General features: G+C 66.9%; 19 protein-coding genes. 10 read left to right on the top strand and 9 right to left on the bottom strand.

The features are described 5' to 3' along the window. Positions 1-34 precede the first annotated feature (34 nt). Complete coding sequence (locus AJAP_RS42005; protein ID WP_148311774.1) at positions 35-787, bottom strand: hypothetical protein; 753 nt, start codon at positions 785-787, stop codon at positions 35-37. Positions 788-1,010: 223 nt separating this feature from the next. After that, entirely contained in the window at positions 1,011-1,592 is a 582-nt protein-coding gene (locus AJAP_RS42000) for a hypothetical protein (RefSeq protein ID WP_148311773.1), read from the bottom strand. Positions 1,593-1,765: 173 nt separating this feature from the next. Between AJAP_RS42000 and AJAP_RS41995 the strand changes: the two genes are divergently transcribed. From AJAP_RS41995 to AJAP_RS41970, 7 genes are all read left to right on the top strand, one after another. Then, complete coding sequence (locus AJAP_RS41995) at positions 1,766-2,032, top strand: hypothetical protein (RefSeq protein WP_040133668.1); 267 nt, start codon at positions 1,766-1,768, stop codon at positions 2,030-2,032. Then, positions 2,029-2,379, top strand: a complete 351-nt coding sequence (locus AJAP_RS41990; protein WP_040133667.1) for a hypothetical protein — start codon at positions 2,029-2,031, stop codon at positions 2,377-2,379. Before AJAP_RS41995 ends, AJAP_RS41990 begins: the two co-directional genes overlap by 4 nt. Positions 2,380-2,471: 92 nt before the next feature. Then, the gene (locus AJAP_RS41985; RefSeq protein WP_040133666.1) at positions 2,472-3,002 is read left to right on the top strand and encodes a hypothetical protein; all 531 of its coding nucleotides are present in this window, start codon (positions 2,472-2,474) and stop codon (positions 3,000-3,002) included. Beyond that, the gene (locus AJAP_RS41980; protein ID WP_148311772.1) at positions 2,999-3,370 is read left to right on the top strand and encodes a hypothetical protein; all 372 of its coding nucleotides are present in this window, start codon (positions 2,999-3,001) and stop codon (positions 3,368-3,370) included. The genes AJAP_RS41985 and AJAP_RS41980 overlap by 4 nt, the downstream gene beginning before the upstream one ends. Further along, on the top strand, positions 3,367-3,723 hold the full coding sequence (locus AJAP_RS44230; RefSeq protein WP_158509824.1) for a hypothetical protein: 357 nt from the start codon (positions 3,367-3,369) through the stop codon (positions 3,721-3,723). The genes AJAP_RS41980 and AJAP_RS44230 overlap by 4 nt, the downstream gene beginning before the upstream one ends. Further along, positions 3,720-4,838, top strand: a complete 1,119-nt coding sequence (locus tag AJAP_RS41975) for a tyrosine-type recombinase/integrase (RefSeq protein WP_040133664.1) — start codon at positions 3,720-3,722, stop codon at positions 4,836-4,838. The genes AJAP_RS44230 and AJAP_RS41975 overlap by 4 nt, the downstream gene beginning before the upstream one ends. A 170-nt stretch (positions 4,839-5,008) precedes the next feature. Then, positions 5,009-6,142 (top strand): hypothetical protein, encoded by a 1,134-nt coding sequence (locus tag AJAP_RS41970; protein WP_148311771.1) that lies wholly within the window; start codon positions 5,009-5,011, stop codon positions 6,140-6,142. On the opposite strand, the gene AJAP_RS41965 is transcribed toward AJAP_RS41970, so the two are convergent. The 3 genes from AJAP_RS41965 to AJAP_RS41955 form a co-directional block, all read right to left on the bottom strand. Continuing rightward, positions 6,107-6,934 (bottom strand): phosphotransferase, encoded by an 828-nt coding sequence (locus AJAP_RS41965; RefSeq protein ID WP_040133662.1) that lies wholly within the window; start codon positions 6,932-6,934, stop codon positions 6,107-6,109. The two genes, AJAP_RS41970 and AJAP_RS41965, sit on opposite strands and share 36 nt — an antisense overlap. A gap of 11 nt (positions 6,935-6,945) precedes the next feature. Then, a complete protein-coding gene (locus tag AJAP_RS41960; protein ID WP_051972903.1) occupies positions 6,946-7,803 on the bottom strand; it encodes a radical SAM protein in 858 nt (285 codons plus the stop codon). A 129-nt stretch (positions 7,804-7,932) separates the two neighbouring features. Next, positions 7,933-9,123 (bottom strand): cytochrome P450, encoded by a 1,191-nt coding sequence (locus tag AJAP_RS41955; protein WP_040133739.1) that lies wholly within the window; start codon positions 9,121-9,123, stop codon positions 7,933-7,935. Between the two features lie 34 nt (positions 9,124-9,157). On the opposite strand from AJAP_RS41955, the gene AJAP_RS41950 reads away from it, so the two are divergent. Continuing rightward, a complete protein-coding gene (locus AJAP_RS41950; RefSeq protein WP_148311770.1) occupies positions 9,158-9,790 on the top strand; it encodes a hypothetical protein in 633 nt (210 codons plus the stop codon). A 321-nt stretch (positions 9,791-10,111) separates the two neighbouring features. Here the strand turns inward: AJAP_RS41950 and AJAP_RS41945 are convergent, their stop codons facing one another. The 4 genes from AJAP_RS41945 to AJAP_RS41930 are packed head-to-tail and all read right to left on the bottom strand — an operon-like array spanning position 10,112 to position 12,956. Next, the gene (locus tag AJAP_RS41945; RefSeq protein WP_040133661.1) at positions 10,112-10,723 is read right to left on the bottom strand and encodes a hypothetical protein; all 612 of its coding nucleotides are present in this window, start codon (positions 10,721-10,723) and stop codon (positions 10,112-10,114) included. An 11-nt stretch (positions 10,724-10,734) separates the two neighbouring features. Beyond that, positions 10,735-11,889, bottom strand: coding sequence for an MAB_1171c family putative transporter (locus tag AJAP_RS41940; RefSeq protein WP_040133660.1), 1,155 nt, complete (start codon positions 11,887-11,889; stop codon positions 10,735-10,737). Next, positions 11,882-12,493, bottom strand: a complete 612-nt coding sequence (locus AJAP_RS41935; protein ID WP_040133659.1) for a hypothetical protein — start codon at positions 12,491-12,493, stop codon at positions 11,882-11,884. Before AJAP_RS41935 ends, AJAP_RS41940 begins: the two co-directional genes overlap by 8 nt. A 13-nt stretch (positions 12,494-12,506) precedes the next feature. After that, positions 12,507-12,956, bottom strand: coding sequence for a helix-turn-helix domain-containing protein (locus AJAP_RS41930; protein ID WP_040133658.1), 450 nt, complete (start codon positions 12,954-12,956; stop codon positions 12,507-12,509). A gap of 283 nt (positions 12,957-13,239) precedes the next feature. On the opposite strand from AJAP_RS41930, the gene AJAP_RS41925 reads away from it, so the two are divergent. Then, the gene (locus tag AJAP_RS41925) at positions 13,240-13,449 is read left to right on the top strand and encodes a hypothetical protein (RefSeq protein ID WP_040133657.1); all 210 of its coding nucleotides are present in this window, start codon (positions 13,240-13,242) and stop codon (positions 13,447-13,449) included. After that, positions 13,446-14,426 carry a hypothetical protein gene (locus AJAP_RS41920; protein ID WP_040133656.1) on the top strand — a complete coding sequence of 327 codons (981 nt, stop codon included), beginning with the start codon at positions 13,446-13,448 and terminating at the stop codon, positions 14,424-14,426. Before AJAP_RS41925 ends, AJAP_RS41920 begins: the two co-directional genes overlap by 4 nt. Positions 14,427-14,434: the final 8 nt, after the last annotated feature.

Below are 14,434 nucleotides of genomic sequence, written 5' to 3'. Positions count from 1 at the left end.
CGCGAAAGGTCCTTCGCCGATCCAGCGCGGCTGGTCAGTGCTCGGTGATGGTGAATTCGCGCGGGTTGAACGGGGTCGTGGTGATGTCATCCCGTGGCTGCGGAACGGTCGGGTCGAGCTCCAGCTCGTACATGCCGGTCTCGGTCCCGGTGCCGGGATTCGTCCAAGGTCCCGTGACGGTGCCGGTCCAGCTGGCCGCGTACTGGGACATGTCGCCCTCGTAGAGCCAGTGGGTGTCGATGGTGATCCGCTTGCCGATCAGGTGCGACCAGTCCAGACCGGGCGCGTGTGGCTTGTCCTTCCGGCAGTAGGGCGGGCAGTGCTCGCGGAAATGCCAGAACCCCTGCAACGCCTTGCCGCACTTCGGGCACTCGGTGAAGTCCTTCGACCGTTTCCGATCGCTTTCACAGGTGGGGCAGTCCTCGCCGGGCTCCTGCCAATGCTCGGCGTGCTCACGCTCGACCTCGCGGAAGTACGCGTCCAGCTCGGCCTCCTGCCGTAGTTCGGCGCAGTAGCAGCCGTCGCAGGTGGTGCACACGCCGCAGCCGGTGCACAGGTTGCCCAGGTAGTGCCCGCAGATGGGGTTGACGTCGTTGTCGAGGGTGACGACCGCGGGCATCTCCGGGCCGCCCTGGTCGACGGGACGGGGCCGGAACGGGTTCGCGGTGGCGGTGCTCTTGCGGTCGTCGGCAGCGTCGATCGCTCGTAGTGCCTCGGTGTACGTCACGCCGTGGTCGGTCATGTATTGCCGGACGTCGCGGCGGCGACGGTGGTTGTGGCGGGTCATCAGGTCGTCCTCCAGCGAGGTCCCACGCACCCCGCGAGGTCGGCCTGGTCGCCCAGGTGATCGCGTCGGGTGTGCCGGTCGCACTGAGGCGGCGCCGTCTTGTCCTCGGTCGCCGTGTTGGCCGCGTGGGGACCGGATCGGCTCGGAGATGGGCCTGTGCGTTGCCCAGGCCATCACGATAGCGAAGCTCACCGACAATGACGATCCAGTCACCGGATCGGCGTTATGGCGCCTCGCTCTTGAAGGGGACGGCCTGGCGGACCTGCCGTACGAGGTCTCGCAGTGTGTCGGTGGCGGCGAACCCGTGGCCTGTGCGGAAGCGGAAGAACGTCCCCTTCATGCTGTCGGACACGGTGGGGTCTTTGGTAGCTGGCAAGAAGGCGCCATCGTCGTCGATCATGCAGGCCGTGGGGGTTTGGAGGACCAGATTGGAACCAGGGACGAGCAGGAAGTCCTCGGCCGAAATCCAGCCCTCCTGGTCGATTTGAGGTAGCTCGACGTCGTTGAAGTTCAGCCGGAGGAAACCGCGGACAGGTCCCTGGTGGCGGCAGAGGAACAACACCGCCTCGGTCGAGTCCTTGTATCGGAGAAGCTGGTCGTGGGGGTGTGCATCGACCACCGTGGCCAGTTCGAGGTAATGCGTGGTGACGTCCCGGCCGTTCGGCAGCTTGGAGAACGCGAGCCGGTCGACGGCCACGCCGAGAAGCAGAAGGACGAGCGTCGCGATGGCCGCGACGATGAAGTCCCCGTTGCGGAATCCTTCGTACAGCGCCCCGGCCGAAGGCAGAAGTATCACGAGGCTCAACAGGGGCCTCTTGAATCGCCACAGGTGTGCAGCCGCCGCGCGGCCCGCTGTTCGCGCGCTCATTCGGTCACTCTGCCAAAGGCCGTTGGAATGAAGCTGCACTACCCTACTCAGTACATAATCTGTATTATGTACTGAGTATCCAAACACTGTTACCTAACGGAAGGTCTCCGATGACGCAAGCCGAGCACGATCGGCTCATTGCCCAGTTGAGTCAACGGCTGAACAACAAGAGCATCTGGCTCAAGCGCGCGCAGGCTGAAATGGAGGCAGCCGAGACCGCTTGGAATCAGGCCGACTGTCCTGACACTGAAGACAGCGACGAGTACTACCACTACATCCGCGCGGCGGCATGGCTCACGCAGTGCGAACAGGAAGTGATCGACGCAGGCCGCGCGCTGGACGAGGCGGCATCGGCGGCCGAGGGGGCTGGAGCATGAGCCCGTGGCTTCTCGGCATCGCCGCACCGCTCGGGGTCGTACTTGTCATCGGTGCGGCCGCGCTCATCACGCGGCTGACCGAACGACGTCGCTCCCATCAGAGAGCCACCGTCTGCGACATGCGGACGTTCCACGTCGCCGAGCGCCAGGTGGCCTGGCAGGTTGCCCGGCACGACTGGGAGATGGCGCACCTGAACGCGGAAGTGATCTGCACCTGGCTGACGAGCGAGCGCCACTACGGCAGCGCCCGACGTCAGCGGAAGATCAAGCAGGCCCTTGAGGTCTGGAACGCGCGGCGCGTCGAGTACCGGCCAGAAGAACACCCCGCCTCGCAACGCGACGCGTAGAACCTTCACGTCCGCGGGCCAGCACTTCGCGGCAGCAACACCACTTCCGATACCCACTTCGAGCTGTCAGCACAACAGCGAAGGAGACACCAATGTCCACCACGGACACCACGGAACCGGCCAGCAGAGCCGAATTCCCGTTCGCCGTCACGATCACCCGCCCTGGCCACCCGACCCTGTACCTCGGCTACCGGTTCCAGCACTCCGCCGAACACGCAGCCTGGGCATTCACCGACATGCTCACCGGAACCGCCCACCCGACCGGCACGACGATCAACTGGGGCGCCACACCGCCCGACGTCGAGATCGTCCCGCCAGCGCCCACCACGCCCCGCGAGATCGCCGAACACCCCGACTTCCCCGGCGAACGTCCTCCGATCTTCCCCGACCTGTACGCGCGGGTACTCGCCCAGCACGGCCACGACCTCGCCCCAAAACTCTGGTCAAACGCGTGCTCCATCTACGACGCGATGCACCAGCCAGAAGAGGAAGCCGAGGTTGAGGTGGGGTCCTTCCCGATCGATCCTCACACCCTCGAAAGCGTGTTGCTGGAGCACGTCGGCGAATCTGAGACCCGGGCCATCTTCGCGGCGCTCGGCGCGGCTGCGGGCGGTGCTCGATGAGGAGGACAGATGCCGTGTGGCGCAAGGCGATCGCTGCGGAGCGGGACCGGCTTCACGTCACGCAGAACAAGGTGGATGACGCTTGGCTGATCGAGCACTCGCCCAGCTTGTTCGGGACGCCCCCGGTCGAGCTGGCCGCCGGCCTCGCCTACCGGACGTCGCTGACGGTGGGATTCGGCGACAACAGAACGGTGATGGCTGCTCGCCAGGCCGTTGTGATGGAGGCGGCCGGGATGCTCGCCGATCCGGCACAGCAGGAGCGGATCACCGCGGTGCTCGCGTTCGTGAGCGACCCGGCGACCTGCGACCTCTCGGGCGCGGTCGTCGCCGACAAGGTCCGCGCACTCCTCGATGGGAGCAGATCGTGAACGTGGATCCCAGCGCCATTCAGGCGGCTATCCGCGAGAACCAGGGGGCGGCGTCCTTCGCGCCGCCCCCTGGGTGGGCCGCGCCGAACATCGCCGAACCGGTCCGCGACAAACCCGCTGCTGCGCGGTTCTGCACGGACGGGCATCGGCTGCGGTTCCCCACCGAGCGGGCCGCACTCGCCCGGCTTGCTGAAATCCAGGACAGGCCTGCGGACCCGGACAGGCTCTACAACCCGGTCCGGGTCCGCGACTGCCGCAAATGCGGCGGCTTCCATCTCACGTCAAACCCCGGGAAAGCCTGGCGCAGTGGCAAAACCCCCCGCACGATCCGATCTGCAAGGAGGCAGCGTTGAGCGAAGACGTCGCCGGTGAACTCGTCCCGGCGGAAGCGATCCCCGCCCAGGCCCGGGACGAGGCCGGCGAGCGTTGGCAACGCGAGCTGGCGATCGTCCGCGCGTGGCTCAAGGAGGTCAAGGGCAACACCAAGTCCACCTACGCGGACGCGATCGGCTGGCCGTACGACAAGAACGGAACGTGGCGCGACACCTCGCGGCTGCGCAACGGCGTCACGTGGCTGTCCTGGTGCGCCCGAAACGGGGTGCACCTGCTCGACGTCGGCCGCCAGCACGTCGTCGCCTGGGCGGAGGCGCTCAACGAGACTCCGCACCCTGACACCGGGCAGACACTTCCTCACTCGACGCGGGCGCACACCTTCACCGCGGCGTCGGCCTTCTACAAGTGGGCGATGCAGGAGGGGATCACGGTCGTCAATCCGATGGAGCTGATCAACCGCTCGAACCTGGGCGTCGAGATGCCGAAGGGCACGAAGTCGACCACCGCGTCACTCACCCGCGAAGAGGTCGGTGCGCTCCTCGCGGCCGCGGACAACGACGCCGTGGAGTCGTTGCGCCTGCGGAACTCGGCGATGGTCTGGTTCCTGTTCACCGTCGCTCCCCGCGTCACCGAGATGACCACGCTGCGGGTCGGCAAGATCCGGCACACCCACGGCGTCCGTGTCGTCGACCTGGTACTCAAGGGCGACCGGCCGCACAGCGTCACGTTGCCGCCGGAGGCCGGGGAACGCCTCGACCGGTACCTCAGCTCGCGCGGGATCGGCTCGGCCGTCGTCTTGCGGGGCAAGGCATCCGCTCCCCCGTACCTGTTCGTCACCGCCAACGACCGGCCGTTGGCGCGGTCCGCGGTGAACGCCGTCCTTGAACGCCTTGCCCGGCAGGCCGGGATCGCGGATCCGAAACGGGTCACCGCGCACGTCGCCCGCCACACCCTGAAAACCGAGGGCAACGTCCAGGGCTACACCGACGAGCAGCTGCAGGAGCATTTCGGACACCGATCCAAGGAGACCACGGGCCGGTACGGCAACAAGCACTTCGACCCGGCAAGCTCGCCCGGTTTGGCGATCTCGGCTGCATACGCCGAAGCTGCCGCCGAGCATCGCGGGTCGCTATGATCTCTGGTGGTCACTCGCGCTGACCACTCTCCGCGCCGGGACGGCACCCACGTTGCCACCGGCGAGGCGGACAAGACGGCTCAGGGCCTCGGCGCGGAGCTTGAACTTTGGATACCCGTGAACGGCAGACCTCGCGGGGTGACGTGGGCGCTCCGCTGGAGGACGCCATCATGACCAGCCGCAACACCAAGAGACTTCTCCGCGAGCGGAAAGCCGCCACCGGGGAGAAGCACACCGATGCCCTTCGGGCTCTAAACGAGCAGCGGGACGCCGTCACGGCGGCCTTGGATGACCTGCCCACGTCCCGTGGCGAGCAATTCGGGTGGCACGAGTTCGACCACGAGCAGTCCAACGACCTCTTCAAGTGCGGTTTCTGCGGGGCGTACGAAGTCGAGTTCAAGGCTGCTGGAGCCCCCTACCCGCGTTGTCCTGTCGGTGGGGACGACCGTGCCGCCGCCGCCGCACAACACGCGAATGACACCGCAAAGAACGTGTTAGCCCACAAAAGGGACGGCTACGACCTCACCTACGAAGACTCTGATCCGCACATCCGGCCGCTCACGCCTCCCGACGTCCTGCGCGAACTGGGGACGTCGGCCTGGAGCACGGTCTGGGTCGACAGGCCCGCGATTAGGACCTCGCCCGACACCGTCGAGTTGATCGAAGACCTCGCCTACTGCCACACGGTCCGCGCGGTCGCGCTGATGACCTTGTTGGCCGAGGCCAGGATCCCGGAGCCGCACGTGGTGAAGGCGTTGCGGGCAATCCCACAGGCCGCGGCGGACAGGTACGACAGGTTCGAGGCGGACCTGCTCATCTCGTCGGACGCGTTGCACGCCGCGACGTTGCTGCGCGACGAGGTCACTTCCCGTTGCCCAGAGCCGATCCTGCTGTTGCTGCGGGGCCGGATCAGAAAGGCGTTGTGGGACCGGCCCGGGGCTGCGGCGGACTTGTGCGCGGGCCTGGCGGCGCATGGCGGGCCGGTCCCGGTCGAGGGGGAAAGCCTCGCCAACCGGCACTATGGCGCTCACGTCGCTGCCACGTTGTTCGCCAGCTTCCTCGAAGTGCCGACATTGCGTTGGCCGCTGGCCGCCGCGTGGGCCGCAAGCGGGCTCGTCACGGAGTGGCTGGAGTGGGCCAAATGGGCCTCCGGGTATCCGGAGAGCGCCCGCGCCAACCTGGGCGGGCTCATCCCGTACGTCCTGAGCGACAGCAGCGCCGATCTGGTCGACGCGCCGTTGCCCGCGAACTGGGCCGACCTGATCGAATCAGCCGGCGAGCAGGCGTCGAACGTGAGGACGTAGCTGCTCGATCAGGTCGGGGTGGTCGCCGCGGCCGATGATCCGCGCGGCCCCGTACACCTGAGCGGTCCGCCCGGCCGGGGAATCGAGGACGTCGACGAACGTCTCGTGCACCCGCCGGGCGGTCTCCGGTACCAGGAGGCTGTTCAGGTACAGCGTGGCGGCGTCGATGCCGACAGGTCCGCATCCCCACATCTCCCAGTCGAGGATGCCGAGGCGCGGCGCGAGGACGTTGTTCCAGTGCAGGTCACCGTGCATGGTGGCCCAGTGGTTGATCGGCATCGCCGCCGCGGTGGTCGCGCCGAAGATCTGCGCGGTTCGCCGATCGATGCCGCTGGGGCGGGCGAACCGGGTCGTCGGGGTGATGGCGACGCGGTAGAGGGCGTGCCGGAGGCCGGCGAACCAGCTGTCGTCGACGTCGAGCGGCTGCCGTAGGACTTCGGTCGGGGCGCACGGGGTGCCGTCGAGCACGGTCATCAGGTCGGCACGGACGGCCAAGTCGCCGTGGCTCCATGTGGCGCTGTTGACGATGATCGGTTTCGGAACGTCGGTGATCGCGTTCGACTCGGGAATTCCGGTCCACATGGGATCGTCTGCCCACTGGCGTTGTTCGCAGCCGACGCGGAGCCAGAGCGGTCCGTCAGCACCCCGCACGAGGGTGCTGACGGACCGGAGTTGCCAGCCGAAGCGCGGCTCCCCGGCGACGGTAACCTTGAAGTCTTCGGAGGCGTGGTCGAGCTGCGTGAGCATCCACGCGCGGAAGGTTTCGTCGGACTGCGTCGGGGAGCTGGTCACGGTTTCGTCTTCTACCTGGGGAAACAGTTGATCGGGTAGCAGTTGCCGCCATCGGGTGCACACGCCTCGGGTGCACTGTTCTTGCGGTCAGGCATTCCGGCGCGGACGAGATCTTCGCGGATGGCGGGCATGTTGCCGAGCACGTGAGCGAGTGACCTGTTTTTGAGGTCTCCGACCGTCACTGTCCGCGCCATCGTGCAGGGCCGGACCCGGCCATCCGGCATGACCGCTGCGACGCCGTCGCCGCAGCCTCCGCACAGCTGCGTCGCGTCCGTTGTCTTCTCGCCGGTGCCGCAGCTCGAGGAAGCTCCGCGGCCGACCTTCCGAAGCCGGTCGTAGCCGATTTGCGGGACGCCGAGGTCGACGAGCTCGGCGCGGGCCTGGTCGACGCGCTGGCCGTTGCGAACGTCGATGACGCCGACGCGGAGGGGAATCCCGAGGCTTCGGGCGATGGAGATGTTGGCCTTCGTCCTCGCGTAGGTGGGACGTTTGGTGATCGCGGCGTGTTCGCCGGGGTCGTCGGAGTAGTAGCTGGTCGCGAGGGAGACGCCGAGTTCCTTGAACACGCGCCACATGGTCGGCGTGATGCGGACGAGGTTCGAGAACACCTCGATTTCCAGGGCGAAGCTGTGTGCGTGGCGGATCAGGTCGAGCAGGCCGGGGTGCAGGGTGGGCTCGCCGCCGATGAACTGGACGCGGCGGACGCCGAGGCCGGCGGCCTCGAAGATGACTTCTTTCCACTGGTCGGTGGTCATCGTGCCGTGGGTTCCGTCAGGGCCGCTGTCGGCGCAGCAGTGCCCGCAGTCCAGCTGGCATTTGCCGGTGATTTCCAACCACAGGAACTTGGTATCCGTCGCAAGGGCGGTCATGCGGTTTCCCTCCCGCTGTCGTTGGGCGCGACAGTGCGCACCAGCATTCGCCCTTTCCCCACGTGCAGCGTAAACGACCGAATGCGATCGCACAGCTACCAGATGTAGGAACCGTTCAGCCGGTCGTGGTCACGATGTGGCCGCGACCGGCAGGGAGCTCAGCCCGCGCAGGGTCACCGTGGATGCCCATTCCGGCTCGCCCGCGAGGCGCAGATCCGGGAGTCGGCGGGCAAGTTCCCCCAGCACGATGCGCCCTTCCAGCCGGGCCAGCGGCGCGCCGAGGCAGAAGTGGATGCCGTGGCCGAACGTCAGGTGCCGTGCTGGCGGGTGCGCGATATCGAAGGTGTCGGGTGTCTGGTGTGCACGAGGGTCGCGGTTGGCCGCGCCGAAGAACACAAGCGCTGTGTCACCGGCCGCCATTTCGACGTCGCCGAGGGTCGAGGGAGTCAAGGCGGTGCGCATGGTGAGCTGGATCGGCGAGTCGTAGCGCAGGATCTCCTCGACCGCCCCCTCCGCGAGCGAGCCGTCCTGCGCGAGCGCGGCGTACTGCTCGGGGTGACGCAGGAGGGCGAGCACGCCGTTTCCGATCAAGTTCGTGGTGGTCTCGTGACCGGCGACCAGCAACAGGGTGAGCGTGACCAGCAGCTCGCCCTCGCTGAGCATCTCGCCTTCGTCCGACACCGCTACGAGCGCGGACAACAGATCCTCGCCGGGCGTACGACGGCGGGCGGCGGCCAGGTCCCGGAAGTAGGCGATGAACTCGCGTCGCGCCGTGGCCGCCTTCTCGACAACCTCGGGCGGCAGCAGGAATCCGGGGTCCGACGCTCGTGCCATCGCAGCTGACCAGGCGCCGAACCGTTCCCGGTCCTCGACCGGAACACCCAGCAGTTCCGCGATCACCGTGACCGGCAGCGGCACGGCGAGCGTGTCCATAAGGTTGGTCTCGCCAGCGTCGACGATCTGGTCGATCGCCGCGGTGGTGAGCGCCTCGATCCGCGGTTGCAGGTCCTTGATCACGCGCGGCGTGAACGCCTTCGAGACCAGGCGGCGCAGCCGGGTGTGGTCTGGCGGGTTGAGGAATGCGAACGCGCGCACCACTCGCCCTTGCGCGTCGACAGGGTGATCGGGGTCGTCGTCCGCGATGACCTCTGGCTCGGGGTGTCCGAAGTCGGCACCGCGCAGTACCTGCTCGGCCTCAGCGTGCCCCAGAACGGCAACGAACGGTCCACCGACCCTGACGACCGGGGACTTCTCCCGCCACTGCGCGTACAGCGCATACGGGTCGGGGCGGTTCTCCGGGTTCAGCAGCTCTCCCAGCATGTTCACCCCGGCACCTTCTCACGGTGCGCTGCACGTGCTCGGCGGTGGTGCTTTCGTTGGCCAGTCCACACCGGAGGGTCACGATGTGGCCGCGACAGGTAACGCAAGATCAGGTCGGCGAGACATACCGGCGTTGACCATCGTCATGCTGGAGGGGTTCGTGATCATCCGCCGTACTGTGGCCGCTGCATCTGTTGCGCTGGCCGCGTTCTCGTTGGCCGCGTGCAGCGGTAGCTCGTCGACGTCCACCGGCACCGGCGCGGCCGCCGAGAGCGCCAGCGCGAAGACCGCTGACGACGTGACGAAGGCGCTCGGTGAGAAGATCGCCTCGGTGAAGCTGATCAAGGCGTATACGGCGGAGGACGACCCGAATCACCTGTTGGGCCGCCCGAACGGCTACACGTCGAAGACGGCGTTCGGCGACTCACGGGTCAAGGCGGCCGACGTCGAGTACCTCGGCGCGGACGCGGTGGAGCGAGGCGGTTCGGTGGAGGTGTTCGCGGACGAGGCCGGCGCGAAGGCGAGGATGGACTTCATCCAGTCGGTGTCGAAGAACCTGCCCTCGGTCGGCGAATACGACTACGTGAAGGGCGCGGTGTTGGTTCGGGTGTCGCGGTTCCTGACGCCGGACCAGGCGAAGGAGTACGAGACCGCACTGAATAGCTGATGACATAAGGAAAAGCGCCCGGTGGCCTGATGGCTACCGGGCGCTTTTCGTCACCCCCAGGGTTTCCGGCGTCGAGGGTTGCCGGAAGGGTCTCTTCGGGGGTGGTGCCGATGGGCACTCCACTTTGCAGTCCTGCTGGCGACACAGGGAAAGCGTGTCGGAAGGTCTGTGTCGCCAGCAGGATCCCCCTGCTCCTCGGCGCTGCGCGTAGTGCTGATCCGCGCGGCGTGAGGTCTTCACCGTATCGAGCGCTCCGCCTGGACGTCAACTATAAATTACATCCAGGCGGAGCGTGTGATGTACAAGTTACATCGGTGCGACTCAGAACGTCGGTACGAACGTCAGGATCGTGATCCCGAACCCGAGGGCGGTACCCGCCGTGACCTGGCCTGTTGTGTGGTCGCCGGTGACGACGCGCGACCAGCAGATGAGCGCCACGACGAGCAGCAGCAACAGGGCGACGGGCCCATAGACCACGGCCAGCGTGGCGACTCCCCCGCCGGAGACGGCGGCGTGCAGGCTGATCTTCCACCAGCTGGTGATCGCGAACGTCACGACGAGCGAGACCAGCATCGCGATCGCCATGTACACCAGGTCGGTCGGCGCCTTCCACGTCAGCATGATCGCCAGCCCGACCGCGGTGGAGGCGAAGCACACGATCAGCGGCTTCACGCGGCCTTCGCGGTTGCGGACATGGTGCCCGTCCCAATCGCCCTTTCTCGCGCCCCGCACGATGAACGCCATCGGGACGGCCGCGCAGAAGAACGCGATCACGAAACCCCAGAGCAAGGTGTAGCCGATGCTGTAGCCGGTGGCCTTCCACGGCACGGCGAGCGACAGCAGGACAAGCACCACCCACGGCGCGAGGATTTCCCCGACGACCTTCGCGAGCTTGTAGGCGGGAGTCTGAGGTTCAACGGTTTCGGTGGTCATGGCCTTCTCGATCAACGTGGGGTCACGGCCGGAATCAGCGGCGGGCGTTGCCATGCCGCTGCGACCAGACGTAGGAACTCGACCATCGCCGCGAGATTGTTCCCGGTCGGGGGCTCCTCGATCAGCTTCTCACCCGGCTGGGAATCGGCTTCATGGGCGGCGAGAGCGTCGCGCCACAGCTCAGCCTCGACGGCGGCCGTCAGCTTCGCATCGGTGAGACCGCGGGCCCGCCCCGCCTCTTCGGCGGCCTTCGCCAGCTCCGGATTGAGGTAGCCGCGCAGACGGCTCCGGCCGTCCATGATCTCGATGGCCCGCCGGTAGAGCGCGAACTCCGCGTCCCAGCGCGGCGGGCGGCTTTCCAGCGCGATCATCGGCATGGCCGCGGTGAAGGCCTCCCACAGCGGTTGCAGCTCGCGGTACGAGCGGCGGTACTGGATCAGGAGACGCAGCGCGGTCACGCGCGGCCCCCAGGCCGGCATCGACAGACCGACCAGTGCGGCGAGCACGCCGACAGCGATCACCGGCACCTCGTAGCCCTGCGGGTACGGCGGGGTGTGGCCGATCGCGCTCAGCAGCGTGAACATGCCGTGGTGGACGGTGTAGATCAGCCCCAGGCCGGTGCTGATGGTCAAAGTGACGAGGCTGCGTCGGAGCCAGACACGGTCAGCGATCCGGGACCACTTCCACGACAGACGGCACAGCGTGAGCAACGAGGCGGCCATCGCCGCGGTGTAGCTGAGCACCATCGTGAGGACGTACGGGTAAGCCGTGTAGTCGAAGTCGTTGTAGTCCGGTGTCTCGTAGATGACGCTGAGTCCCCAGCTCACGACCATGCCTGCGGTGAACAGGTACATCGCCAGCTGGTACCAGCGGATTTCGGCTGGCCGAGCCCGCGTTCCGTAGATCGTCAGCAAGTAGAACCACTCGAACGCGGCAAGACATCCGAGGATGAAGAGGTGCTGGATGATGAAGGTGGCTGGCGAGTTCGGCCAGAAGCTCTTGATCCCGACCGCGACGGCGAGCGTCAGCATCAGCAGCCCGGACCACATCGCCCACATCGCGGGCCGTCGCGGAGATCGGATCAGGTCGACGAGCCGGTAGATCGTCACCGCGAGACCGGCGATCACCATGACGTACTGGAAACCGGCCTGGATGGCTTCACGCACGGGTGCGCTCCATGATCGAGGCGAGCTCGTCGACGCTCACGGCGTCGGCGCCACCCAAGGTGCGCTTCGGCGCGATCAGCCGCCGGCCTGCACGCTTCCAGATGAGCGATGCGGCGATCTCCGCTTCGGTCTCCTGGTCCGAGGAGTACGTCTCGCGGAAGAGGATCGGCCCGTCGCCCGGGTTGTCGACGTTCTTGGCGATGAGCTCGAGGAGCTGTCTGGTGACCGGTCCGCGGGCGAGGACGGCGTCTTCGTCGCCGCGGTGGCACAGCAGGATGTGGGCAGCCTCGTGTGCCAAAACTTGCTCCCAATGCAGGTCACCCTCGCGGAGGGTGGAGTCGTAGAGGATGACGTCGACGTGCTCGGCCGGAACCCACATGGCGTCTGGGCCGCCGGGCGGGATCTCGACGGCGACGAGTTCGATCGGGCGGCCGCGGTAGTCGGCGACGCGTTGGATGAACGCCCGGATATCCCAGGGTTCGGGGATGCCGACCTTGTCGAGGAGGTCGTTGATGCGGCCTTGGAGTCGTCGGTACTCGACGGCTCCTCGGAGTCCGGAGCGCCAGCGGTTGGCGCTGACCGGAGGTTTGTCTTCGATGGACATGTACTGCTGTTCCCTATTCAGGTTTGTCTGGTGCGTGTTTCTGGTTGAGCGCCGCGAGCTGTTCACTCATGTTGATGAGGATTTTGCGACTGTCTGCCCCCATCTGCCCCATTCGATTGAGGACTTCTTTGACACCTGCTTCCTTGAGAAGTTCGAGTGCGCGCTGCGTCTCGTCGTCGGCGTCAGCGGGGGCCGCTTCGGTGCCGGGTTTGGCGGAGAAGTCGGTGAGGAAGGAGCTGGAGCACCCGAAGAGCTTGGCCAGGGAGTTGATCGTCGCCAGCGTGGGGTTCGTTTCCCTGCCCGTCCGCAGCCGGTACACCGCGTTCCGGCTCAGCTGGCCACCCTGCTCAGTGATCTTCGCGGATATCTCCATGTCGCCGGGCTCATCCGGGTGCGTTCTGATCAAGTAGGTCAGGCGGTCAGCGAAGGTCGACCCCGGTTCGAGATCCTTCGGCTCCGTCATGGTGTTCCTCTCCAGCCCGAGCGACCATAGATGTAACTTAAAGTCAGAACAACGTCGCTCATGTCACATATACTTTACAGCCTAGCCGGTAACGCTGCCCCCCGGGTGACGCGATTGAGACCCTTCGCCAACGCACACGCACACCTCCAGCAACCTGGCCGCATAACAATTTTTTTCGGTCGCGAAATCGCGTTACGAACTACGGTATGGCCATATTTAAGCCGCCACTCTGGAATGGATTCGAGGGAATCAGGCACGGATTCCCCTGATTCAGGAGGGGCGTATGACTGGGGAAAGTATCGCGTCGGAGCTGACGACCGAAGGTCTCACGGGCCTACCGCCCGCAGCGGTCGACCCGAGCCCCGAACAGCGGCAATGCGCGATGGTCATGGGCGGTCTGTTCACCGCCTATCAGCAGTGCGGATTCACGCGGGCCGAAGCGCTGGCCCTGGTCATCGAGCACGCTCGCGGGGTTTCCGGCGGTGCCCGATGACCGTGACCATGATCGACACCCGCCAGGTGTGCGCCGTCCGGAAGTGCTCGACGGCGTTGCGCCCCGACTCCCCCGAGGTCGTGTGCGCGGCCTGTGTCGCCCGGCTCCGCGCCGGCCTGCGGACGCTGTACCGGCGAGGTCGCAGCGACCGGGGAGCGTCCATGCCGACGTTGACCGAGGAGGTGCGGTTCACCTCCGAACGCCAGGGCCGCGGCTCGAAGGTCTCCATCGGGATCGTGGTCCGGTCCAGCGAGCCGCAGGCTCCGCTGGCGGACCAGCGCGCCGATACCGCGCTGCGCGACCTCAAGACGACCTTGGTGTCCTGGCTCCGCTACCTGTACGACCGGTGGATGCCGACGACGGCCGTGTGCCTCGGGATCAGCGACGGCGAAGGCCTGCGCCGTCTGGCGCACGGGTACCAGCACGTCCCGCACTGCGCGCCCACCATCGAGGGCATGGCCGAGTACCTGGCGTTGCGGCCGACCTGGCTCGCCGAGACCCCGGAGGCCGGCGACTTGTACTCGATGGTGATGGACGGCATCGACAGATGCTGGCGGGCGATCGACCGGCGGCCGGATCGGCAGTACGCCGGACAGTGCGACGAGCCCGACCCGGACACCGGCGCGGTGTGCGGCGGCGACGTGTACGGCTGGCCGGACCGAAAGTTCGCGCGCTGCGCGGCCTGCGGCCTCACCTACGATGCCGCGTCTCGCCGGGAAGAATTGCTGAACTCGGCGCTGGCGCTCGAACTCACCGCGGCGGAGCTGTCGAAGGCGCTCCCTCAGCTGATGGCGCGGGACTCGCTCAGCGTCCAGACGATCCACACCTGGGCCCGAAACGGCCGGATCGTCGCGAGGCGCCGCAATGGCCGCGGCTGGCCGCTGTATTCGGTGGCCGACGTCGTCGAGGTGGCGACGTCGACGCCGACCCGGAATCGGCGGCCGCGACACGCCGAAGAGGTGGCGGCCGTGGCGTGATCGACTCG

Origin of the sequence: Amycolatopsis japonica (assembly GCF_000732925.1) — a bacterium.
Lineage (GTDB): Bacteria > Actinomycetota > Actinomycetes > Mycobacteriales > Pseudonocardiaceae > Amycolatopsis > Amycolatopsis japonica.
This window is presented reverse-complemented; position numbering and strand designations above follow the sequence as displayed.